This window comes from Rhodanobacter hydrolyticus (genome assembly GCF_044904645.1).
The window spans coordinates 2,563,637-2,587,110 of sequence record NZ_JADIKK010000008.1 but is presented as its reverse complement, the minus strand read 5'-3'; the positions used below and the strand labels follow the sequence as shown (position 1 = coordinate 2,587,110).

Annotated in this window: 13 protein-coding genes, 2 tRNA genes and 3 rRNA genes; 7 read left to right on the top strand and 11 right to left on the bottom strand. The window is 61.9% G+C overall.

Annotation, left to right across the window (positions count from 1 at the left end; genetic code table 11):
• Positions 1-16: 16 nt before the first annotated feature.
• A complete protein-coding gene (locus tag ISP25_RS14255) occupies positions 17-250 on the bottom strand; it encodes a hypothetical protein (protein ID WP_225578527.1) in 234 nt (77 codons plus the stop codon).
• Positions 251-747: 497 nt separating this feature from the next.
• Between ISP25_RS14255 and mnmG the strand changes: the two genes are divergently transcribed.
• The 4 genes from mnmG (at position 748) to ISP25_RS14235 (ending at position 7,897) form a co-directional block, all read left to right on the top strand.
• Entirely contained in the window at positions 748-2,622 is a 1,875-nt protein-coding gene (gene mnmG / locus ISP25_RS14250) for a tRNA uridine-5-carboxymethylaminomethyl(34) synthesis enzyme MnmG (protein WP_404614781.1), read from the top strand.
• Between the two features lie 80 nt (positions 2,623-2,702).
• A complete protein-coding gene (locus ISP25_RS14245; RefSeq protein WP_404614779.1) occupies positions 2,703-3,485 on the top strand; it encodes an RDD family protein in 783 nt (260 codons plus the stop codon).
• 120 nt (positions 3,486-3,605) lie between these two features.
• Positions 3,606-5,936: a Tex family protein gene (locus ISP25_RS14240; RefSeq protein WP_192160140.1), complete on the top strand. Its 2,331-nt coding sequence runs from the start codon at positions 3,606-3,608 to the stop codon at positions 5,934-5,936.
• Positions 5,937-6,052: 116 nt separating this feature from the next.
• On the top strand, positions 6,053-7,897 hold the full coding sequence (locus tag ISP25_RS14235) for an autotransporter domain-containing protein (RefSeq protein ID WP_192160146.1): 1,845 nt from the start codon (positions 6,053-6,055) through the stop codon (positions 7,895-7,897).
• Between the two features lie 165 nt (positions 7,898-8,062).
• Here the strand turns inward: ISP25_RS14235 and ISP25_RS14230 are convergent, their stop codons facing one another.
• The gene (locus ISP25_RS14230) at positions 8,063-8,929 is read right to left on the bottom strand and encodes a YbaY family lipoprotein (RefSeq protein ID WP_192160148.1); all 867 of its coding nucleotides are present in this window, start codon (positions 8,927-8,929) and stop codon (positions 8,063-8,065) included.
• Between the two features lie 390 nt (positions 8,930-9,319).
• Here ISP25_RS14230 and ISP25_RS14225 point away from each other — a divergent pair, with 390 nt between their 5' ends.
• The gene (locus ISP25_RS14225) at positions 9,320-9,886 is read left to right on the top strand and encodes a helix-turn-helix domain-containing protein (protein ID WP_404614776.1); all 567 of its coding nucleotides are present in this window, start codon (positions 9,320-9,322) and stop codon (positions 9,884-9,886) included.
• Between the two features lie 122 nt (positions 9,887-10,008).
• Here ISP25_RS14225 and glyS read toward each other — a convergent pair whose 3' ends face one another.
• Together glyS and glyQ are read right to left on the bottom strand one after the other, a co-directional pair.
• The gene (gene glyS / locus ISP25_RS14220) at positions 10,009-12,162 is read right to left on the bottom strand and encodes a glycine--tRNA ligase subunit beta (protein WP_404614774.1); all 2,154 of its coding nucleotides are present in this window, start codon (positions 12,160-12,162) and stop codon (positions 10,009-10,011) included.
• Complete coding sequence (glyQ, locus tag ISP25_RS14215; protein WP_404614772.1) at positions 12,159-13,070, bottom strand: glycine--tRNA ligase subunit alpha; 912 nt, start codon at positions 13,068-13,070, stop codon at positions 12,159-12,161. Before glyQ ends, glyS begins: the two co-directional genes overlap by 4 nt.
• Positions 13,071-13,167: 97 nt before the next feature.
• On the opposite strand from glyQ, the gene ISP25_RS14210 reads away from it, so the two are divergent.
• Complete coding sequence (locus ISP25_RS14210) at positions 13,168-15,000, top strand: GspE/PulE family protein (protein ID WP_404614770.1); 1,833 nt, start codon at positions 13,168-13,170, stop codon at positions 14,998-15,000.
• A complete protein-coding gene (locus ISP25_RS14205) occupies positions 14,997-15,731 on the top strand; it encodes a glutamine amidotransferase (RefSeq protein ID WP_404614768.1) in 735 nt (244 codons plus the stop codon). The genes ISP25_RS14210 and ISP25_RS14205 overlap by 4 nt, the downstream gene beginning before the upstream one ends.
• A 5-nt stretch (positions 15,732-15,736) precedes the next feature.
• Here the strand turns inward: ISP25_RS14205 and ISP25_RS14200 are convergent, their stop codons facing one another.
• The 7 genes from ISP25_RS14200 to tyrS all read right to left on the bottom strand — a co-directional run bounded on the left by ISP25_RS14200 (position 15,737) and on the right by tyrS (position 23,329).
• Complete coding sequence (locus ISP25_RS14200) at positions 15,737-16,420, bottom strand: rhomboid family intramembrane serine protease (protein WP_192160162.1); 684 nt, start codon at positions 16,418-16,420, stop codon at positions 15,737-15,739.
• Positions 16,421-16,625: 205 nt separating this feature from the next.
• Positions 16,626-16,738, bottom strand: a 5S ribosomal RNA gene (rrf, locus tag ISP25_RS14195).
• Between the two features lie 110 nt (positions 16,739-16,848).
• Positions 16,849-19,727 (bottom strand): 23S ribosomal RNA (locus tag ISP25_RS14190).
• 185 nt (positions 19,728-19,912) lie between these two features.
• A tRNA-Ala gene (locus tag ISP25_RS14185) sits at positions 19,913-19,988 on the bottom strand.
• Between the two features lie 5 nt (positions 19,989-19,993).
• Positions 19,994-20,070, bottom strand: a tRNA-Ile gene (locus tag ISP25_RS14180).
• 83 nt (positions 20,071-20,153) lie between these two features.
• Positions 20,154-21,694, bottom strand: a 16S ribosomal RNA gene (locus ISP25_RS14175).
• The 16S, 23S and 5S rRNA genes sit together here with 2 tRNA genes alongside, the layout of an rRNA operon.
• Positions 21,695-22,117: 423 nt before the next feature.
• Positions 22,118-23,329 (bottom strand): tyrosine--tRNA ligase, encoded by a 1,212-nt coding sequence (tyrS, locus tag ISP25_RS14170; protein ID WP_404614765.1) that lies wholly within the window; start codon positions 23,327-23,329, stop codon positions 22,118-22,120.
• Between the last annotated feature and the right edge of the window lie 145 nt (positions 23,330-23,474).

Here is a 23,474-nt window from a genome sequence, read left to right as displayed (position 1 = left end):
GTGAAGCAGGTTCAGCTCACACCGGCAGGCTTTTCAGCGCGGTGCGCAGGCGCACCATGCGCGACTCAAGCCGCGGCTTCAGCATGGCGCGCTCGCTTTCGGCGCGATCGTCCAAGGTTTCCATGGCCATCTCGATGCGACCGATCTCGATCAGCAGGTCGTGATGCGGAAAGAATTTCTCGAAGTCGATGCTCATACCCATGGCTGCGTCCCCCGGCTTTGGTGTTGCCAAAGGCAATGCATCGGCCATGCCAAAACGTGATTTCAATCACATTGTGCCCTTGGGATGCTGCGTGACACTGACGCAACGCGTCAGCAGCTGTCCTGCCTCGGCAGAAAGTTGCGCTGCAGTCACCACGGGTTCACCTACTTGCGACGATTATCGACCCACGGTCTGGCAGCGAGACGGCCATATCATCACTGGATTCAAAGTTTCTGGCGCCCGGCATCACGGTCATCCTGGATTCCCCCTGTTCCTGAGACCGCCGGGCGCCAGATCTAAACGACGAAACCCCGCATCCGTGCGGGGTTTCGCTTTTTCCGGCACAAAAAACGACGGCGCCCCGAGGGGCGCCGCCTGGCTTCCTTTCACGGTACGCGATCAGGCCCCTGTCCGCCCGATCCCGACGCGCGTAGTCGCGCAGCCGGTGCCCTTGAAAGTGCGCGGTGGTCGATGCAGGTTGCATGCCAAACCCCGACCCTGCTCGCGCGGTACCATAAGCTCCTGCTTTCAGAGCCTTGCGCATCATGCTTCATCCCAACCGCTATGACGTGATCGTGATCGGCGGCGGCCATGCCGGCACCGAGGCTGCGCTGGCGTCCGCCCGTTGTGGCGCACGCACCCTGCTGCTCAGCCACAGCATCGAAACCGTGGGTGCGATGAGTTGCAACCCGGCCATCGGCGGCATCGGCAAGGGACACCTGGTGAAGGAGATCGACGCGCTGGGCGGCGCGATGGCGCACGCGGCGGACATGGCCGGCATCCAGTGGCGCACGCTCAATGCCTCCAAGGGGCCGGCGGTACGCGCCACGCGCTGTCAGGCCGACCGTGCCCTATACCGTGCCGCAATTCGTCACATTGTGGAAAGCGAGCCCAACCTCGACCTGTTCCAGCAGGCGGTGGACGACCTGATCGTGGAGGGCGGCCGCGCCGTGGGCGTGGTGACGCAAATGGGCGTTTCCTTCCGCGCCAGGTCGATTGTGCTCACCGCGGGCACCTTCCTCGGCGGCAAGATCCATATCGGCCCCGCGCAGTACGCAGGCGGCCGCGCTGGCGACCCGCCCGCCAGTGCCCTGGCGGTCCGGCTGCGCGAGCTGCCACTGGCAGCTGATCGACTCAAGACCGGCACCCCTCCGCGCATCGATCGTCGCAGCATCGATTTCAGCGGACTGGAAGAGCAGCGCGGCGACGATCCGGCACCGGTGTTCTCCTACCTCAGCTCGCGTGACGAACACCCGCGCCAGGTCAGCTGCTGGATCACCCACACCACCGAACGGACGCACGAACTGATCCGTGGCGCACTGGATCGTTCGCCGCTGTACACCGGCCAGATCGAAGGCGTGGGCCCACGCTACTGCCCCTCCATCGAGGACAAGGTGGTGCGCTTCGCCGAGAAGAGCTCGCACCAGATCTTCATCGAACCGGAAGGGCTGGATACGTTCGAGATCTATCCCAACGGCATCTCCACCTCGCTGCCGTTCGACGTGCAGCTGGCGCTGGTGCAGTCGATCAAGGGTTTCGAGCAGGCGCACATCACCCGGCCCGGCTACGCCATCGAGTATGACTACTTCGATCCGCGTGGCCTGCAGCCGTGGCTGGAAACCAAGGCGATCGACGGCCTGTACTTTGCCGGCCAGATCAACGGCACCACCGGCTACGAGGAGGCCGCCGCGCAAGGCCTGCTGGCCGGACTCAATGCCGCGCTGGCCGTGCAAGGCAAGGCGCCATGGTATCCGCGCCGCGACGAGGCCTACCTTGGCGTCCTGGTGGACGACCTCACCACCAACGGCACCATCGAGCCCTATCGCATGTTCACCTCGCGTGCCGAATACCGGTTGCACCTGCGCGAGGACAACGCCGACCTGCGCCTCACCGAACAAGGCCATGCGCTGGGCGTGGTGCCGCAGCCGCGCTTCGACGCACTGCGCGCCAAGCGCGAGGCGGTGGAACGCGAAACGCAGCGCCTGGCCACATTGTGGGCCGCCCCGAACAACGCGCTGGGCGCGGCGATCGAACGCCAGCTCGGCATTGCGGTGAGCCGCGAAACGAATGCGCTGGATCTGCTGCGCCGTCCCGAACTCGATTACGCCAAACTTGCCGCCGTCGCCGAACTCGGCCCTGCCGTGGCGCACGAAGACGTTGCGGCGCAGGTCGAAGTGCAGGCCAAGTACGCGGGCTACCTGGATCGCCAGCGCGAGGAAATCGAGCGCCAGCGCCGCCACGAGCAGACCGCGATTCCCACCAGCTTCGACTACGACAAGGTGCGCGGACTCTCCGCCGAAGTGCTGCTGAAGCTCAAGCGCGCGCAGCCCGCAACGCTAGGGCAGGCCGCGCGTATCAGCGGCGTCACTCCCGCCGCGATCTCGCTGCTCCTGGTGCATCTGAAGCGCCACGCCGCCTGAGACTTTCCTGCGTTCGGCCTACCCTGGCGCGGCACGCGGCATGGCATCATCGCCGCATTCACCACCGGGGAGTGCACGCAATGGAAATCTGGATTGGACGCAACGGCGAACGCCACGGCCCATACAAGGAAGAGGATGTACGCGCGTGGCTGCGCAGCGGGCAGGTCAGCGGCAGCGATCTCGCGTGGCGCGAAGGGCTGGCCGATTGGCAACCGCTGTCGGTGCTGTTCCCCGACGCGATGCCCGACACGGCATACACCACCGGCAGCACCTATCCACCGCCTGCGGCCTCCATGCCCGGGCTGCCCCAGACCACGGCAGCGGCGCTGGAGGACTACGCGGGTTTCTGGAAGCGCGTGGCGGCCTATATTCTCGACATCATTGTGCTCTGGATTCCCACGATGCTGATCGAAGCCGTCTTCGGTATCGGTGCAGCAAAGGACGTGCTGAAACAGGCCGCGCTGAACGCAAGTGGCGATCCTCACGCGATGATGGCCGCCCAGGTCCAGTTCTACACCACGATGTGGCCAGCCTTCCTAGCCAGCTTCGTGCTGGCCTGGTGGTACTACGCGTTGTGCGAAAGCTCGCCCTGGCAGGCGACCGTGGGCAAGCTGGCGCTGGGCATCCGGGTCACCGACATGCAAGGCCGTCGACTGACGCTGGGCCGCGCACTGATCCGCTATCCGGCCATGCTGCTGAGCCAGCTCATCCTTTTCATCGGCTTCATCATGGTGGCCTTCACTGAGCGCAAACAAGGCCTGCACGACATGATCGCGAGCACCCTGGTGCTCAACGGCCGTGCCAGCGAGTTCAAGGACGCTTCCAGCAAGGCGACCGGAAACAGCGGTTCTTTCAACGCCTGATTCGCCGCTTCGCCAACACGGCGTCGGGGTCCGCCCCGGCGCCGTTTTCTTTGTCCGGCGTGCGGGGGCACGCTTGCTATCATCTGTGGCTCGCTCCACACGAAGGACACGCTCCACTCCATGCTCAGCATCGAACAACGCATTGCCCAGGACATCGCCGCCAAGACCGAACAGGTGCGCGCGGCGGTGGAATTGCTCGACGGTGGCGCCACCGTGCCGTTCATCGCGCGCTACCGCAAGGAAGTCACCGGCGGCCTCGACGACACCCAGCTGCGTACGCTGGAAGAGCGCCTGCGCTACCTGCGCGAGCTGGAGGAGCGCCGCGCCACGATCCTCGCCAGCATCGAGGAACAGGGCAAGCTCGGCGATGCGCTGAAGGCCGACATCCTTGCCGCCGAAACCAAGGCCACGCTGGAGGACCTTTACCTGCCCTACAAGCCCAAGCGTCGCACCAAGGCGCAGATCGCGCGCGAAGCAGGGCTGGAACCGCTGGCGCTGAGCCTGCGCGACGACCCCACGCAGTCGCCCGAGGTCTTTGCGGAACAGTTCGTGGACGCCGACAAGGGCGTCGCCGACGTGCGCGCCGCGCTGGATGGCGCCCGCGCGATCCTGATGGAATCCATCGCCGAAGACGCGCATCTTGTGGGCGAACTGCGCGACTGGTTGTGGGAGAAGGGTCAGATCCGCGCCAAGGTGGTCGAAGGCAAGGAGAACGAGGGCGCGAAGTTCCGCGACTACTTCGATCACCTCGAAGCCATCGCCAAAATTCCTTCACACCGCCTGTTGGCGCTGATGCGCGCGCGCAACGAGGGCATCATCGAACTCGACCTGCAGCCCGCGCTGGACGCTGATCAAGGCCATGCCGAAGGCGAAGGGCGCGTGGCCGCGCACGCCGGCATCCATGATCGCGGACGTGCCGCGGATGCGTGGTTGCGCGAAACCGTGCGCCTGACCTGGCGCGTGAAGCTGCACCTGCATCTCACGCTGGACCTGTTCGGCCGTGTGCGCGAGGGCGCCGAGGATGAAGCCATCCGCGTGTTCGGTGACAACCTCAAGGACTTGATGCTGGCCGCGCCCGCTGGAGCGAAGACCGTGATGGGTCTCGACCCCGGCATTCGCACCGGCTGCAAGGTGGCCGTGGTCGACCCCACGGGCAAACTGCTCGCCACCGACACCATCTATCCGCATGAACCGCGCCGGCAGTGGAACGAATCGCTGGCCGCACTCGCGCGCCTGTGCCAGAAGCACAACGTGGACCTCATTGCCATCGGCAACGGCACCGCCTCGCGCGAGACCGACAAGCTGGCCGGCGAACTCATCAAGGGCCTGGCCAAGACGCATGTGGAGCACAAGCTGTCGAAGGTCGTGGTGAGCGAGGCGGGCGCCTCGGTGTATTCCGCCTCGGAAACCGCCGCGAAGGAATTCCCCGAGCTGGACGTGAGCCTGCGCGGCGCCGTCTCCATCGCCCGCCGCCTGCAGGACCCGCTGGCCGAACTGGTGAAGATCGAGCCCAAGGCGATTGGTGTGGGCCAATACCAGCACGACGTGAACCAGGTGAAGCTGGCGCGCGCGCTGGATGCGAAGGTCGAGGACTGCGTGAACGCGGTGGGCGTGGACGTGAATACTGCCTCGGCCGCGCTGCTGTCGCGCGTGGCGGGCCTTTCCGCCAGCGTGGCCGAGAACGTGGTGAAGCATCGCGACACCAACGGCGCCTTCGCCAATCGCAAGGCGCTGCTCAAGGTGCCGCGCCTGGGCGACAAGGCGTTCGAGCAGTGCGCGGGCTTCCTGCGCGTGCCCAATGGCGACAATCCGCTGGACGCCAGCGCGGTGCATCCGGAAGCCTATCCGGTGGTCGAGCGCATCATCGCCCAGTGCGGCCGGGAGGTGCGCAATGTCATCGGCGATACCGGTTTCCTGCGTGGCCTCAAGCCCGAGCAGTTCACCGACGAGAAGTTCGGCGTGCCCACGGTGCGCGACATCCTCAAGGAGCTGGAAAAGCCTGGCCGCGACCCGCGACCCGAATTCGTCGCGCCCAGCTTCGCCGAGGGCGTGGAAGACGTGAAGGACCTGCGTCCCGGCATGATTCTCGAGGGCCGCGTCACCAACGTGGCGGCGTTCGGCGCGTTCGTGGACATCGGCGTGCACCAGGACGGCCTGGTGCACGTCTCCGCGCTGTCGCATACCTTCGTGAAGGATCCGCGCGACGCGGTGAAGGCCGGCGACATCGTCAAGGTGAAGGTGATGGAGGTGGACATCCCGCGCCAGCGCATCGGCCTGTCGATGCGCCTCGACGACGAGCCGGGCCAGGCACGCGGCAAGCCCGCTGGTGCCGATGCCCGCACCGGTCAGCGCGACAATCGCGGCACGCGCCCCGGCACCGTGCCCAAGCAAGCCGCTGCCCCGGCCAACAGCGCCTTCGCCGATGCGCTGACACGCGCGATCAAGCGCTGAAATCCAGGCATCCGACTGCATGCTGCGCGCGATGCGCTGCAGCATGCGGTTCCGTATGTTATGCCGTACCGTAACGTCCAGCTAACAAGGCCATCCCGGCCGTGGGGAGTGTTTCCATGTTTCGTACCCGTCACCTGGTTGGCGCCATCGCCACCGCCCTGATGTTCAGCACGGCCGCCAGCGCCACCGATTTCAGCAATGTCGTCGTGTTCGGCGACAGCCTGAGCGATGCTGGCAATTTGTCGCTCGCGGAGGGTTCGACCACGCCGATGCGCTTCACCACCAATCCGGGCCAGACGGCTTCCGAACTGGTTGCCGCCGGCCTGGGCGATCCGATCACCGCTTCGCTGCTTGGCGGTACCGACTACGCGTATGGCGGTGCCGGCGTGGTGCAGGGCGTGGCTCCCGTACCCACGCTGCCGCAGCAGTTCCAGATGTATCTGGCGGCCAACGGCGGTCATGCCAACGCCAATACGCTGTATGAGGTATGGGGCGGCGCCAACGATATCTTCTATCTGCTCGGCTCCACGTCCAATTCCGCCACTCTGGCCGCCAGCACGATCAATGTCGCTAAGACCGAGATCGGCCTGCTGAACCAGATGCAAGTCAGCGGCGCCAAATATGTCGTGGTCTACAACTTGCCGAACATCGGCGTGACGCCGGAATTCACGGCGGATGGCCCCACCGTTTCCGCTGGCGTCACCCAGTTGTCCGTACTGTTCAACAGCACGCTGAATTCCGGTCTGGCGCAGCTCAGCAATGCCGGCCTCAACGTGATCCCGGTGAATACCTACGCGCTCATCAACGAGGTGATCGCCAATCCCTCGGCCTATGGCTTTACCAACGTCACCACACCTGCCTGTACTGGCGGCAGTGGCAGTTCCGTGCAGTGCGGCCCGCAGGGCTCGGGCGCGCCGGTGACCTACGCGCCGGGCACGAACCAGACCTACCTGTTCGCCGACGGCGTACATCCGACCACCGCCGCGCACGCGATGCTTGCGCAGGTCGTACTGTCCGAAATCGCCGCTCCCGGCCAGATCTCCTTGCTGGGCGAGGCGCCGTTGGCCGCCAGCACCGCGCAGACGCGCGCGGTCCGCAATGAAATGCTGGCCGACGGCAACGGCAGCGACACCCGCGCCTTCGTCAACGTGGACTACGCACACCAGAGCTTCGACGCGCAGGGCATCAATTCGCCCAAGGCCACCAGCAACGACGTCAACCTGACGCTGGGCGTGGATGTGCGCGCCAGTGACAACATCTCGGCCGGCATCGCCCTGGGCGTGGGCCAGAGCAATGCCGACACCGCCGGTGGCGGCGGCTACAAGCTGCAGGACATCAGTGGCCTCGGCTACGTCACCTACCATCAGGGCGGCGGCTACGTGGGCGGCTACGCGAACTTCGGCCAGTCCAACTTCAGCGACATCGACCGCCGCATCCAGATCGGCACCGCGCTGCGCACGGAAACCGGCAGCGCCGACGGCTCGCACCTGGGTGGCGGTCTCACCGGCGGCTGGTGGTTCGACGTGAGCAGCCTGCGTACCGGCCCGTTCGCGAACCTCGAATGGGAGACGATCAAGATCAACGGCTACAACGAGGACGGCGACGATAGCACCGCGATGTGGTTCGGTCGCCAGCAGCGCAATGCATTGATCGGCACCTTGGGCTGGCGCGTTCAAGGGCATTGGCAGGCCGGCAGCATGATGCTGGCGCCCTACGCCGAGGTGGCCTGGAACCACGACAGCAAGGCGGATGCGCGCGACATCACCGCAGGCCTCAACAGCATGAACGGCAGCTTCGCGCTGCCTGGTTTCACGCCGGACAAGACCTGGGGCAGCGCAGATCTGGGCGTGTCCGCGCAGTTCAGCCAGAACCTCAGTGGCTGGGTAGGCTACAGCGGGCACTTCAGCGACGACAGCCAGAAGTACAACAGCCTCAACGTGGGCGTGAAGTACGCCTTCTGAGGCCTGCGGCTGGCAGTCTGCATGGACTGCCAGCCGTATTGAAAAGTGCGGCCATGCTGACCGCCCATCGGGTTGCTGCCTTAGCAGGCGAAGGCGTGAATGCAGCCATAAAAAAGCCGCCCGCGATGCGGGCGGCTTTTTTGTATACGAACCTCGTAGCCCGGCTTACTTCTTCTTGTTGCCACCGGCGAGGTTGTAGATGGCCAACGCCTGCTGACGCAGGCTGTTGGCGGTATCGGAATCCAGATCGGCGGTCTTGTCGCCAATCTGCTGCTGATGCAGCACAAGCATGCCATTCTCAGTCCAGCTGGCACGCGAGATCGAGCTGGTCGGAGCATCCTTGTTCGCTTTCTTCTGCTGGGCAGCAGCCCACGGCGCGCCGTTCTTGTAGGCGAAATCGGTGCTGGTGAAACCCTTGTCGCCGTAATCCACCAGTTCGCGGATCACCTTCACTTCGCCGTCCTGGCGGAATACCTGCCAGCCGCGCGAGGCGTTGTCTTCAAGCTTGGTGCCCGTGCTTACCTTCATGCCGCCGATCTGCTTGATGAGAGCGTCGAAGTCGGCCTGATCCTTCTCGGCGGGCGTCTGCTCGGCCAGCAACTCGATCGAGGCCTGGTTCTTGTTGCCCTGGGTAAGCACCGGCGCCTGAATGGGCATGGAGTAGTGGCGCGCACCGTCGGTAAGAGTGACCTTCACCACGTACATGTCAGACGACTTGATATCGCCAGGCTTGAAGTCCAGCTGGAACGAATACGGGAAGGTGGCGCCCGAGGCCACCGTCTTGCTGGCGACCGGTGCCGAGCCGGCCGCGGCGGGCGACACATCCACCAGGTTGATCACCAATTGCGCATCCGGCGACGGCTGGATCGCACCGCGAACCGTAATGGTGCCGCTCACGGAAGTGGCGGTGTTGGTGGCCGCCGTCGAGCTGGCGCTGGCGGTGCCGTCTTCCGTCGGCGACGAAGTCGATGAACCGCAGCCGGCCAAGGCCAGGAGAGCCATCGACATCACCGACAAAACCATCTTACGCATGGGGTAAGCCTCGTAACTGAATTGGGGGTCGAACACGGAAACCTACGGCGCACGCGCCCTAGTTTCGTCATGGGGGAAGCTACAAGAATAGCCGAAAATCTGGGTTACGGGAAAGTCAAGCGGGCTTATCCACAAATTTACGTGAACGCCGGTGAAACGGGCGCAGGTTCGTGTCAACCGGAACTTCTTGATGGCGTTAGCCTGCCCAACGCAAGGTTTTGTCCCAAAAACCGCGCTTCGGCATGGCATCCCATTCCCTGTCGGCTCGGCGAGGAAAGCAGCGCGAAAGCAACGGGGTTCGATACTACCACTGCCTCGACGCTCAGCTGTTTTTGGCACAAAAGCGCGCGATCTTGCGACAAATCCCCTGTCCCTAGACGGTCAACCGCCATGAGCACGCAGAAACTTCCCCACGATCCGCTCCAATCGACGTTCGCCGATCGCATCAAGCTGCTGATCCAGCGCGTGGGCAGCGCCACCGAAATCGCACGCATGTGCGGCTTCTCCGAAGGTGTGGTGCGGAGTTGGCGCGACGGCAACACCGATCCCTCGCGGGCTCGCTGCGTGACCATGGCCCGTACGCTCGGTATTTCGCTGGTCTGGCTGGTCGCGGGTGAGGGAGCTCTGCAGATCGACCCGAGCACCGCTGGCAGCGACGACGCGCAATACAGCTCTGAAACCGTCACACACCGCGCGCGCGGTCGCATCGGCCACGCACATCCAGGCAACGAAACTGCCGCGGTGGATCCGCGCCGGCTGAACACCGCCATGCAGATCCTGCAGTCGGAACTGGAACTCGCGAACAGCGCGATGACGCTGGCAGACAACACCGACATGCTCAGCAATCTCTACGAAATCCTTGGCAGCGACGGTTCCAGCGTCGACGCCACAGCCATGCTGAAGTTCAACCGTCAGTTGTCCGAGCGCATCCGCCAGTCCAAGTCGCAGGTCGCCTGAATCCGTTTGGTTCGCTACTCAAACAAAAGCGCGGCGTCCTTCGGGCGCCGCGCTTTTGTTTGAGACATACGCGACCATGCAGGCTCGTCGTTTGATTCCCTCCGTCGGGCGTGATCGCAAATTCACTCCCGCAGCAATGCAATGTCGGCCACTGCACCGAACGCAGCCTTGAGTCGCTCCAGCAACGCAAGGCGATTGCGGCGCACCACCGGGTTCTCGGCGTTCACCAGTACCTGTTCGAAGAAGGCATCCACCGGCGCCTGCAACTGCGCAAGCCGCTTCAGCACGCTGGTGTAGTCTCCATGCTGCAATGGCTCGGCGGTTTCCTTGCCGGCAGCAGCCAACGCATCGGCCAGCGTCCGCTCTGCGTCGCTTTCGAAATGCGCGGGATCGACCTCGCGCAGCGATGCCGGCTCGTCGCCCTCTTCTGCCTGCTTGCGCAGGATGTTCGCCACACGCTTGTTCGCTGCGGCCAAGCTCGCTGCCTCGGGCAGGCGACCGAATTCGACCACGGCATGCAGGCGACGGCCGAAATCAGGCAGCGTTTCCGGCTGCACCGCGAGTACGGCCTCGTACGCCTCTGCCGGGCAACCCTGCTCCGCGTAGTAGCCTCGCAGGCGATCGAGCACGAAATCGACCAGCTCACCGACCAGTACCGCACGGCGCTGGCCGATATCGATCACGGGCAGCTTGCCGTCCTTGCCGGGCTTCACGCCGGCAGCGAATGCGGCTTCGGGCAACAGCTCCAGCGCTTCGACGAATGCGGCACGCAGATCAAGCTCCAGCTTTCCTTCGATCAGGGTGCGTGCCAAACCAAGTGCCGCTCGGCGCAAGGCAAACGGATCCTTGTTGCCGCTGGGCTTCATGCCTACGGCGAAGATACCGGCCAGCGTGTCGAGGCGTTCGGCCACAGCCAGCACTTGGCCGATCTTGTCGGCGGCGATGCCGTCGCGCGCGAAGCGCGGCTGGTAATAGCTGTCCAGCGCCACCGCTACCTCGACCGACTCGCCGTCGTGCCCGGCGTAATAGCGGCCCATCACGCCCTGCAGCTCGGGAAATTCGCCAACCATGCGGGTGAGCAGGTCGCACTTGCTCAGGCTCGCCGCACGCGTGGCGGCACCCGCATCGACGCCGACGCGGCCAGCGATGACGCGCGCTAGCTCGGCTACGCGCACGCTCTTGTCCCACACGCTGCCCAGCGCCTGCTGGTAGGTGACATTCTTGAGCTGTTCCTGATAGCTCGCCAGCGGCGTCTTCAGGTCCTCGTCCCAGAAGAATTTCGCGTCGGCAAAGCGGGGGCGGATCACACGCTCGTAGCCCTTGCGAATCTCGGCGGGTTGCTTCGATTCGATGTTGGCGATGCCAATGAAGTGCTCGGTGAGCTTGCCGCTGGCGTCGAACACAGGCACGAATTTCTGGTTGGTCTCCATGGTGGTGACCAAGGCTTCCTGTGGCACGGCAAGGAAGTTGCGCTCGAAGTCGCAGGCAATCGCCACCGGCCATTCGGTGAGGTTGGCGATTTCTTCCAGAAGTGCCTCCTCGAGCCGGGGCTCGCCACCGGTTTCCTTCGCCGCACGCGCCACTTCCTCGCGCACGCGCTGGCGGCGCTCGGCCGGATCAGCCAGCACCTTGGCATTGCGCATCGCATCGAGCCAACCGTCGGCATCGGCCACATGCACCGGATGCGGGTGCATGAAGCGATGGCCACGCGACTTGCGTCCGCTGGTCAGGCCCATCACGGTGCCATCCATGATGTCCGCACCGTGCAGCATCACCAGCCAGTGCGCGGGACGCACGAAGCCGTATTCGTGATTGGCCCAGCGCATCGGGCGCGGAATCGGCAAACCCTTGAGAGCCTCGTCCACGATCTCCGGCAGCAGCGATGCAAGCGTCTGGCCAGGCTTTACGGCACGGAACACGAACCATGCGCCCTTGTCGGTTTCGAGCTTCTCAAGTTGCTCCACGCTTACACCGCAGGACTGCGCGAAGCCCGCGAGCGCCTTGGACGGCTGGCCCTGCTCGTCCAGCGCGGCGTTGACCGCCGGGCCGCGACGCTCGACGGATTGATCCGGCTGCATTGCGGAGACGTGCGGGATATGGACGGCCAAACGCCGAGGCGAGCAATACGCCGAGGCTTTGCCCAGCGCAGCGTCGATGCCGCGCCTGGCCAACCCGTCGCAGATGCCGCGCGCGAACGCGGCGGACAATTCGTCCAACGCCTTCGGCGGCAACTCCTCGGTGCCCAGTTCGATCAGCAGCGACTTGGCGGCGCTCATGCAACTTGCTCCTTTGCGTTCTTTTTCAGGCCCGGAAAGCCCAGTTTCTCGCGCTGCGCCACATAGACCTCAGCCACGCCGCGCGCCAGGGTGCGCACGCGCAGGATGTAGCGCTGGCGCTCGGTGACGCTGATTGCACGACGCGCGTCGAGCAGGTTGAAGGTGTGGCTGGCCTTCATCACCTGCTCGTAGGCCGGCAGCGGCAGGTTGGCGGCAATCAATTGGTTGGCGGTGGCCTCGCACACATCGAACCAGCGGAACAGTTCCGTCACGTTCGCATGCTCGAAGTTGTAGGTGCTCTGCTCCACCTCGTTCTGGTGAAACACGTCGCCATAGGTGACCTTGCCATACGGACCTTCGGTCCATACCAGGTCGTAGACGTTGTCCACGTTCTGCAAGTACATCGCCAGACGTTCTAGGCCGTAGGTGATCTCGCCGGTAACGGGGCGACATTCCAGGCCGCCGGCCTGCTGGAAGTAGGTGAACTGGGTGACTTCCATGCCGTTGAGCCAGACCTCCCAGCCAAGCCCCCAGGCACCGAGCGTAGGCGACTCCCAGTTGTCCTCGACGAAGCGCAGATCGTGCACCAGCGGATCGAGGCCGAGTTCCTTCAGTGAGCCGATATAGAGCTCGAGGATGTTCTCGGGATTCGGCTTCATCACCACCTGGTATTGGTAGTAGTGCTGCAGGCGGTTGGGGTTCTCGCCGTAGCGGCCATCGGTGGGACGGCGCGAAGGCTGCACGTACGCCGCCGACCATGGCTCCGGACCAAGCGAACGCAGGAACGTGGCTGGATGAAAAGTGCCGGCGCCGACTTCGGTATCGAGTGGTTGCAGCAAGACACAACCCTGCGCCGCCCAATAGCGGTTGAGGGTCTGGATCACATCCTGGAAGGTGCGCGCGGACATGGCTTTCCGTGGACTTCGGTAAAGCGGGTTAGTATAGCCGCAGCACGCTGGCGCACCGGTTTTCAAGGCTGCGCCATGCCATGGGGGAGTAGTCCGGATGGCCGCATCACCGCAAATCGCAAGCCTGCTCGGCCGTCGCGGTCGACTGGAATTGGACGAGCTGCTCGCCGCGCTGGTGGTGGACGGCTATGTGAACGCCGAGGATGCCAAGCAGGTGCGCCTGGGTTCGCGTGCTGGCCGAAGCGCGGTGGAACTGCATCCGCTGGTGCTGATCGCCAACGCCAAGCTGCCGAACCAGCGCAGTCCCGGTCGTCCGCTGAGCCTGGAAAGCCTTGTCGAGTGGCTGGCCGGACATGCCGGCCTGCCCTACCTGAAGATCGACCCGATGAAGGTCAACGTGGCCGCGGTCACGCAGGCAGTGAGCCATGCTTACGCGCAGCGGCACCGCATCCTGCCGGTGGCAATGGCGCCGGGCGAGGTGACCTTCGCCACCGCCGAACCGTTCGACGCGGAATGGGCCAAGGATCTTTCGTCCATGCTGCGCCGGGATGTGCATCGGGTGGTGTCCAGCCCGTTGGATATCAACCGTTACCTGCAGGAGTTCTATGGTGTCCAGCGCTCTATCCAGCTGGCGCAGGACGCGAAGGGCGGCGGCTACGACACCTCGGCCATCCTCAACTTCGAACAGCTCGTCGAATTGGGCAAGAGCGGTGAAGTAGGTGCCGATGATCGCCATGTGGTGCACATCGTCGACTGGCTGCTGCAGTACGCCTTCGAGCAACGTGCCTCGGACATCCATCTGGAACCGCGCCGCGACGCCGGCCAGATGCGCTTCCGCATCGACGGCGTGATGCACAAAGTGTTCGAATTGCCGCCGCCGGTGATGACTGCCGTGACCGCACGCATCAAGATCCTTGCGCGCATGGACGTGGCCGAAAAGCGGCGTCCGCAGGACGGCCGCATCAAGACGCGGTCGTCCACCGGGCGCGAGGTGGAGTTGCGTGTTTCCAGCATGCCCACCGCGTTCGGCGAGAAGATGGTGTTGCGCATCTTCGACCCCGACCTGGTGGTGAAGGACTTCGCCCAGCTCGGCTTCTCGGAACGCGAGGCGGCGCAATGGCGGCACATGGTGGAACGACCGCACGGCATCGTGCTGGTCACCGGCCCAACCGGCTCGGGCAAGACCACCACGCTGTACTCCACGCTCAAGCACCTCGCCACGCCGGCGATGAACGTATGCACGGTGGAAGATCCCATCGAAATGGTGTCACCCGAGTTCAACCAGATGCAGGTACAACCCGCGATCGATCTCGATTTCGCCGCCGGCGTACGCACCCTGCTGCGGCAGGACCCGGACATCATCATGGTTGGCGAGATCCGCGACCTGGAGACTGCGCAGATGGCGGTGCAGGCCTCGCTCACCGGCCATCTGGTGCTCTCCACCCTGCACACCAACGACGCACCCAGCGCCGTAACGCGACTGCTCGACCTCGGCGTGCCGCACTACCTGATCCAGTCCACGCTCACCGGCGTGGTAGCACAGCGACTGGTGCGCACCTTGTGCCCATACTGCAAACGGGAAACCACGCAGGATCCGCACGAGTGGAGCGCCCTCACGCATGGTTGGCCGTTGCCCGTGCCGGAGAAGGTATACGCGCCGGTCGGTTGCCTGGAGTGCCGCAATACCGGCTTCATGGGGCGCACCGGCATCTACGAAATGATGCCGGTTTCGCCGCGTCTGCGCAGTCTGGTTTCAGCAGAGTTGGAATTGGGCAACTTCGGCAAGACCGCCTTGTCCGAAGGCATGCGGCCATTGCGCATGTCAGCCGCCGAGCAGGTAGCACGTGGACTCACCACGGTGAAGGAGGTGCTGGCGGTGCTCCCCCCCATCGAAATGCCCGACGACCAATCGCCAATCCATTCCGAATGAAACCTGTCCTCATCATCCGCACCGGCCGCGCACCGAATGCCATTCGCGCACGTCACGGCGACTTCCCGCATTGGTTCCGACTAGGCGCGCGATTGCCGATGCAACAGCTGCAGGTTGTCGACGTGCAGGCTGGCGAAACGTTGCCATCCCCGAATGCGGTGGCCGGCGCATTGATTACCGGCTCGGCGGCCATGGTTACCGAACGCGCAGCATGGAGCGAACGCACGGCAGCATGGATCCGCGGTGCCATGGATGTCGAATTGCCGCTGTTCGGCGTCTGCTACGGCCATCAGTTGATGGCGCATGCACTCGGTGGCCGCGTGGACTATCTGCCCGGCGGTCGTGAAATCGGCACGCATGCCATCGAGAAGCTGGCGACAGCCGCAAGCGATCCGCTCGCTTCCCTGTTGCCGGAGAGCTTTCGCGCCCACACCACGCACGAACAAAGCGTGCTGGAGACACCGCCCGGCTCCGTGGTGCTGGCGCGCTCGACGCGCGATCCGCACCAGTTGCTGCGCTATGGGCCGTGCGCGCTCAGCACGCAATTCCACCCCGAATTCAGCGCGGACGTGATGCGTGCCTACATCCAGCGCAAGCGTGCCGACATGCGTAGCGAAGGGTCCGACCCATGGAACAGCTACCGAGAGGTAGCGGCCACGCCGGTTGCCCGGGGATTTCTGCAGCGATTCGCCCGCCATCACGGCTTGTCTCACGGCGCCCGCCATCGCTGACGCTCTCAATGTCGCAGGCGTTTCGCGATCGCTTCGCGCGAAAACAAGGCGAATACCAGGCCGAACAGAAAGCCACCGATGTGCGCCCACCACACGTAGGCACCATAGCTGGGGCCGGCGTAGCTGAAGAGCAATTGCAGCAAGACCCAGATGCCGATCAACAAGAACGCCGGCACCCGCACAAATTCAAGATAAAGGCCAAGCGGCAGCACCAACCCCAAGCGCGCGCGCGGAAACAACGCGACATAGGTGCCAACCACCGCCGACACCGCGCCACTGCAGCCGATGATCGGCAGGCGTACACCTGCCAGCGATACCGCGCCGATCAGATTCGCCACGACGCCGCCAACCACGAACAGCAGCAGGAAGCGCAGCGAGCCAAGCGCCCGCTCGCCCGGCAAGCCAAAGATCATCAGGAACAGCAGATTGCTGAGCAGATGCAACCAGGTAACGTGGATAAACAAGGCTGTGAAGAGGCGTAGCAACGATGGGTCCGTCAGCTGCGGCCAGATCGGCGCCCGTGCATCGAAGATATTCGCCGGGACCGTGCCCCATTCCTGCAGCGCCGCCAGCCGTTGCTGGTTCGGCAGCAACGCAAGCCAGACAAAGCAAAGCACGCACACGCTGACAATAAGCACCGTGGCCCATTGCCATTGACTCCGCTTGCGAGTCTCGACATGCACGAACAAACGGATTCTCCGGAAGCGGTAGCCGCTGGCATATTGGGATGATAGCGAACGGAAGTGTCTGCCCAAACACATTCCGAGTGCGCGTCCTTAAAGGGCTGGCGAAAGTCCCCCGCGGGAAGCGGTGTCTACGCTTCAGAGGTTTCGTCTGGAGGGGCGCAAAAAGAAACACCCTCACCGGTATCGGTGAGGGTGTTTGGGATAAAGCCCCTGGCGGTGACCTACTCTTGCATGCAAGTGCACACTACCATCGGCGCGGCTGCGTTTCACTTCCGAGTTCGGGATGGGATCGGGTGGGACCACAGCGCTATGGCCGCCAGGGAAGGGGTTGAAGCAGCGCAGATTGCGCCCGCTTCAATTCGGTTGGCAAACGAGTGACAAGCGTCCGGATTCGTTGGAACCGGCACGTGGCGAAGGCCACTTGGGGTTATATGGTCAAGCCGCACGGCTCATTAGTACGCGTAAGCTCAATGCATTGCTGCACTTCCACACCGCGCCTATCAACCACTTAGTCTAAATGGTGCCTACAGGAGAGTTGAACTCTCGGGAGATCTCATCTTGGGGCGCGCTTCCCGCTTAGATGCTTTCAGCGGTTATCGCTTCCGTTCATAGCTACCGGGCAATGCCATGGGCATGACAACCCGAACACCAGCGGAACGTCCACTCCGGTCCTCTCGTACTAGGAGCAGCCCCCCTCAAATCTCCAACGCCCACGACAGATAGGGACCGAACTGTCTCACGACGTTCTGAACCCAGCTCGCGTACCACTTTAAATGGCGAACAGCCATACCCTTGGGACCGGCTACAGCCCCAGGATGTGATGAGCCGACATCGAGGTGCCAAACACCGCCGTCGATATGAACTCTTGGGCGGTATCAGCCTGTTATCCCCGGAGTACCTTTTATCCGTTGAGCGATGGCCCTTCCATACAGAACCACCGGATCACTAAGACCTACTTTCGTACCTGCTTGATCCGTCGATCTTGCAGTCAAGCACGCTTATGCCTTTGCACACAGTGCGCGATGTCCGACCGCGCTGAGCGTACCTTCGTGCTCCTCCGTTACTCTTTGGGAGGAGACCGCCCCAGTCAAACTACCCACCATACACGGTCCCTGACCCGGATTACGGGCCGAGGTTAGAACGTCAAGCACTTCAGGGTGGTATTTCAAGGATGGCTCCACCGAAACTAGCGTCTCGGTTTCGTAGCCTCCCACCTATCCTACACAGAAGAACTCAACGTTCAGTGTAAAGCTATAGTAAAGGTTCACGGGGTCTTTCCGTCTTGCCGCGGGAACGCTGCATCTTCACAGCGATTTCAATTTCACTGAGTCTCGGGTGGAGACAGCGCCGCTGTCGTTACGCCATTCGTGCAGGTCGGAACTTACCCGACAAGGAATTTCGCTACCTTAGGACCGTTATAGTTACGGCCGCCGTTTACTGGGGCTTCGATCAAGAGCTTCGCCTTGCGGCTGACCCCATCAATTAACCTTCCAGCACCGGGCAGGCGTCACACCCTATACGTCCACTTTCGTGTTTGCAGAGTGCTGTGTTTTTGATAAACAGTCGCAGCGGCCAGGTTACTGCGACCCTTCTCAGCTCAGCTACGCATGTAGCCACCAAAAAGGGCGCACCTTCTCCCGAAGTTACGGTGCCATTTTGCCTAGTTCCTTCACCCGAGTTCTCTCAAGCGCCTTGGGATTCTCACCCTGCCTACCAGTGTCGGTTTACGGTACGGTTTTTCTTAAGCTGAAGCTTAGTGGCTTTTCCTGGAAGCGTGGTATCAGTCACTTCGCCCAAAAGGGCTCGTCTCGGTGCTCGGCATAAAGAGGGCCGGATTTGCCTAACCCTCATGCCTACCGCCTTTCCCCGGGACAACCAACGCCCGGTAGACCTAACCTTCTCCGTCCCCACATCGCACTTAAGAAAAGTGCTGGAATATTAACCAGCTTCCCATCGACTACGCATTTCTGCCTCGCCTTAGGGGCCGACTCACCCTGCGCCGATGAACGTTGCGCGAGGAAACCTTGGGCTTTCGGCGTGCGGGCTTTTCACCCGCATTATCGTTACTCATGTCAGCATTCGCACTTCCGATACCTCCAGCAGACTTTACAATCCACCTTCACAGGCTTACGGAACGCTCCTCTACCGCGCACACAAAGTGTGCACCCCGAGCTTCGGTGTCTAGCTTAGCCCCGTTAAATCTTCCGCGCAGACCGACTCGACCAGTGAGCTATTACGCTTTCTTTAAAGGATGGCTGCTTCTAAGCCAACCTCCTGGCTGTCTATGCCTTTCCACATCGTTTTCCACTTAGCTAGAACTTGGGGACCTTAGCTGCGGGTCTGGGTTGTTTCCCTTTTCACGACGGACGTTAGCACCCGCCGTGTGTCTCCCGGATAGTCTGTCCTGGTATTCGGAGTTTGCCATGGTTTGCTAAGTCGCGATGACCCGCTAGCCATAACAGTGCTCTACCCCCAGGAAGATTCGTCCGAGGCGCTACCTAAATAGCTTTCGAGGAGAACCAGCTATCTCCGAGTTTGTTTAGCCTTTCACTCCTATCCACAGCTCATCCCCATCTATTGCAACAGATGTGGGTTCGGTCCTCCAGTGCGTGTTACCGCACCTTCAACCTGGCCATGGATAGATCACTCGGTTTCGGGTCTACTGCCAGAGACTATGCGCCCTATTCAGACTCGGTTTCCCTTCGCCTCCCCTAGACGGTTAAGCTTGCCACTGACAGTAAGTCGCTGACCCATTATACAAAAGGTACGCAGTCACCCTTGCGGGCTTCCACTGCTTGTACGTATACGGTTTCAGGGTCTATTTCACTCCCCTCTCCGGGGTTCTTTTCGCCTTTCCCTCACGGTACTTGTTCGCTATCGGTCAGTCAGGAGTATTTAGCCTTGGAGGATGGTCCCCCCATGTTCAGACAGGGTTTCTCGTGCCCCGCCCTACTCAATTTCACACCTAATGCCCTTTCGCCTACGGGGCTATCACCCGCTATGGCCGGCTTTTCCAAACCGTTCGACTAAAACACTAGATGCTTTTGGGCTAGTCCGCGTTCGCTCGTCGCTACTGACGGAATCTCGGTTGATTTCTTTTCCTCCGGGTACTTAGATATTTCAGTTCCCCGGGTTCGCTTCCGCAACCTATGAATTCAGTTACGGATACCTATTGCTAGGTGGGTTTCCCCATTCGGACATTGCCGGATCAAAGCTTGTTGCCAGCTCCCCGACACTTTTCGCAGGCTGCCACGTCCTTCATCGCCTCTGACTGCCAAGGCATCCACCGTATACGCTTGGTCGCTTGACCATATAACCCCAAGTCGCCTCGGGATTACACGTTTCAAACCACCTGTTCGTGCCTCAACACGTGTCTCGGTTCGGTTCGAACCAAGACGCTTGTCACTCGTTTGCCAGTTTTCAAAGAACACAAGAACGGCCTCAACGCCGCCTCGCTTCAAATCTTTATGTGTGCTTGGATTTCACGCGTCACCATGGTGGAGCCAGTCGGGATCGAACCGACGACCCCCTGCTTGCAAAGCAGGTGCTCTCCCAGCTGAGCTATGGCCCCGTGGTTGGTGGGTCTGGGAGGACTCGAACCACCGGCCTCACCCTTATCAGGGGTGCGCTCTAACCACCTGAGCTACAGACCCGGAAGCTTCTTGCTAGGGACGCTACGTGAAATACAGGTGTCTTGTGTGGACGTCTTGCGCGACGAATCGCGCTGTCGTTCTCGAAAGGAGGTGATCCAGCCGCACCTTCCGATACGGCTACCTTGTTACGACTTCACCCCAGTCATGAACCACTCCGTGGTCGTCGTCCCCCTTGCGGTTAGACTAACGGCTTCTGGAGCAACTCACTCCCATGGTGTGACGGGCGGTGTGTACAAGGCCCGGGAACGTATTCACCGCAGCATAGCTGATCTGCGATTACTAGCGATTCCGACTTCACGGAGTCGAGTTGCAGACTCCGATCCGGACTGGGATCGGCTTTCTGGGATTGGCTCCACCTCGCGGTATTGCAACCCTCTGTACCGACCATTGTAGTACGTGTGTAGCCCTGGCCGTAAGGGCCATGAGGACTTGACGTCATCCCCACCTTCCTCCGGTTTGTCACCGGCAGTCTCCTTAGAGTTCCCACCATTACGTGCTGGCAACTAAGGACAAGGGTTGCGCTCGTTGCGGGACTTAACCCAACATCTCACGACACGAGCTGACGACAGCCATGCAGCACCTGTGTTCCGATTCCCGAAGGCACTCCCGCATCTCTGCAGGATTCCGGACATGTCAAGGCCAGGTAAGGTTCTTCGCGTTGCATCGAATTAAACCACATACTCCACCGCTTGTGCGGGCCCCCGTCAATTCCTTTGAGTTTCAGTCTTGCGACCGTACTCCCCAGGCGGCGAACTTAACGCGTTAGCTTCGACACTGATCTCCGAGTTGAGACCAACATCCAGTTCGCATCGTTTAGGGCGTGGACTACCAGGGTATCTAATCCTGTTTGCTCCCCACGCTTTCGTGCTTCAGCGTCAGTGTTGTCCCAGATGGCCGCCTTCGCCACTGATGTTCCTCCCGATCTCTACGCATTTCACCGCTACACCGGGAATTCCACCATCCTCTGACACACTCTAGCTCGCCAGTATCCATCGCCATTCCCAGGTTGAGCCCGGGGATTTCACGACAGACTTAACGAACCGCCTACGCACCCTTTACGCCCAGTAATTCCGATTAACGCTTGCACCCTTCGTATTACCGCGGCTGCTGGCACGAAGTTAGCCGGTGCTTATTCCTCAGGTACCGTCAGCTCCACGGGGTATTAACCCATGGCATTTCGCTCCTGATAAAAGTGCTTTACAACCCGAAGGCCTTCTTCACACACGCGGCATTGCTGGATCAGGCTTGCGCCCATTGTCCAATATTCCCCACTGCTGCCTCCCGTAGGAGTCTGGGCCGTGTCTCAGTCCCAGTGTGGCTGATCATCCTCTCAGACCAGCTATCGATCGTCGCCTTGGTAGGCCATTACCCTACCAACTAGCTAATCGAACATCGGTTCGTCCAACCGCGCGAGGTCTTGCGAGCCCCCGCTTTCTCCCTTAGGACGTATGCGGTATTAGCGTAAGTTTCCCTACGTTATCCCCCACGTTTGGGTAGATCCCGATGCATTACTCACCCGTCCGCCACTCGCCACCCGGTATTGCTACCTGTGCTGCCGTTCGACTTGCATGTGTTAGGCATGCCGCCAGCGTTCAATCTGAGCCAGGATCAAACTCTTCACTTAAGTTTTCGATCATCCGAAGACGATCTATCTTTCTGAAGCGTGACCCCAACCAGTGAAACTCATTACTGACTTTCATTTGGGTGGGACGCTTGCATTGCTTGGACAAGTCATCGACTCGCCAGCGCAAGGCGTCCACACAATTCACCTGTGCACACTGTCAAAGATCTCGTCACCGCGGAGCTTTCCGCTACAGGACATTTCGTCCCGGTGAGCCGCCTACTATACATCGTCTTTTCGGTCCGTCAACACCTTCGTCGAAGTCTCTTCAGCGCGGGTGGTGGGGCACCGTGCCGATGCGGCAGCGGGGCGCGAATAGTAGGCAGCCCCCCTGATATTGGCAAGCGATTTCTTCGAAGAATTTTTACTCTTTCGCGCAAGCCGTTGATCTTGCGCGAAACAAAGCTTGAAAGCAGTGCGTAGCGATCAACCGTCGGTCAATCGCACACGGGCAAAGTTGCGTTTGCCCACCTGCAACACGCCTTCGAATCCTGCCGCGAATACGCGCTGCGCGTCCTCTACCACTTCCGCATCGATGCGTACGGCACGTTCCTTGAGCTTGCGGCTCGCTTCGGAGTTGCTGGCAGTGAGCCCCGCCGCAGTAAGCAGCGCCGGCAGGCGTAGGCCTTCGACGGGCACCGAAATTTCGCTGAGCGGCAGCAACGAAGTGTCGCCCTCGCCTCGCACCACCGCATGCCAGCCCGCAATGGCCTGTTCGGCGGAAGCCGCGTCGTGGAAGCGAGTGGCCAACTCACGTGCCAGGCGCAGCTTGGCGTCGCGCGGATTGAGCGCGCCGTTTGCCACGTCGCCCTTCATTTCCGCCAGCTCATCAAGCGAGACATCGAAGCTGAGCAATTCGAACCAGCGCCACATCAGCGCGTCGTCGATCTTCATGGTCTTGGTGACGATGTCGATCGCCGGCTCGTCGATGCCGATGTAGTTGCCCAGCGACTTGGACATCTTGTTCACGCCGTCCAGGCCTTCGAGCAGCGGCATGGTGAGCACGATCTGCGGCTTCTGTCCGAAGTGTTCCTGCAGGCCTCGACCCATCAACAGGTTGAACTTCTGGTCGGTGCCACCCAGTTCGACGTCAGCCTCCAGCGCCACGGAGTCATAGCCCTGCACCAGCGGATAAAGGAACTCGTGGATAGCGATGGATTGCTGTGCGGCGTAGCGCTTGGCGAAGTCGTCGCGCTCAAGCATGCGCGCCACCGTGTGCTGCGCAGCGAGCTTGATCATGTCGGCCGCGCCCATCTTGCCGAACCATTCTGAATTGAAACGCACTTCGGTGCGCTCGCGGTCGAGCACCTTGTACACCTGTGCCGCATAAGTCTCGGCGTTCTTCAGCACATCCTCGCGGGTGAGCGGTTTGCGCGTGACGTTCTTGCCGGTCGGATCGCCGATCATGCCGGTGAAGTCGCCGATCAGGAAAATCACCTGGTGTCCCAGATCCTGGAACTGGCGCATCTTGTTGAGCAGCACGGTGTGGCCCAGGTGCAGGTCCGGCGCGGTGGGATCGAAGCCGGCCTTGATGCGCAGTGGGCGCCCACTTTTCAGCCGCTCCAGCAGGTCCTCGCGCTTGATGATTTCGTCGGCACCACGCGCGATCGTGGCCAGCGCCTGCTCAGGTTGGTTCATGCATTCCTCGGAATAGGTGGTTGTCATGACAACCATCCCGGCGATGGCAATCACGTTTCAGCGTTAATTGTGCGTTAACCGAAAACCTGACGCAAATCCTTGATGGAAAAGGGATTGACGCACTCGTCACACGACGTCTATGGTA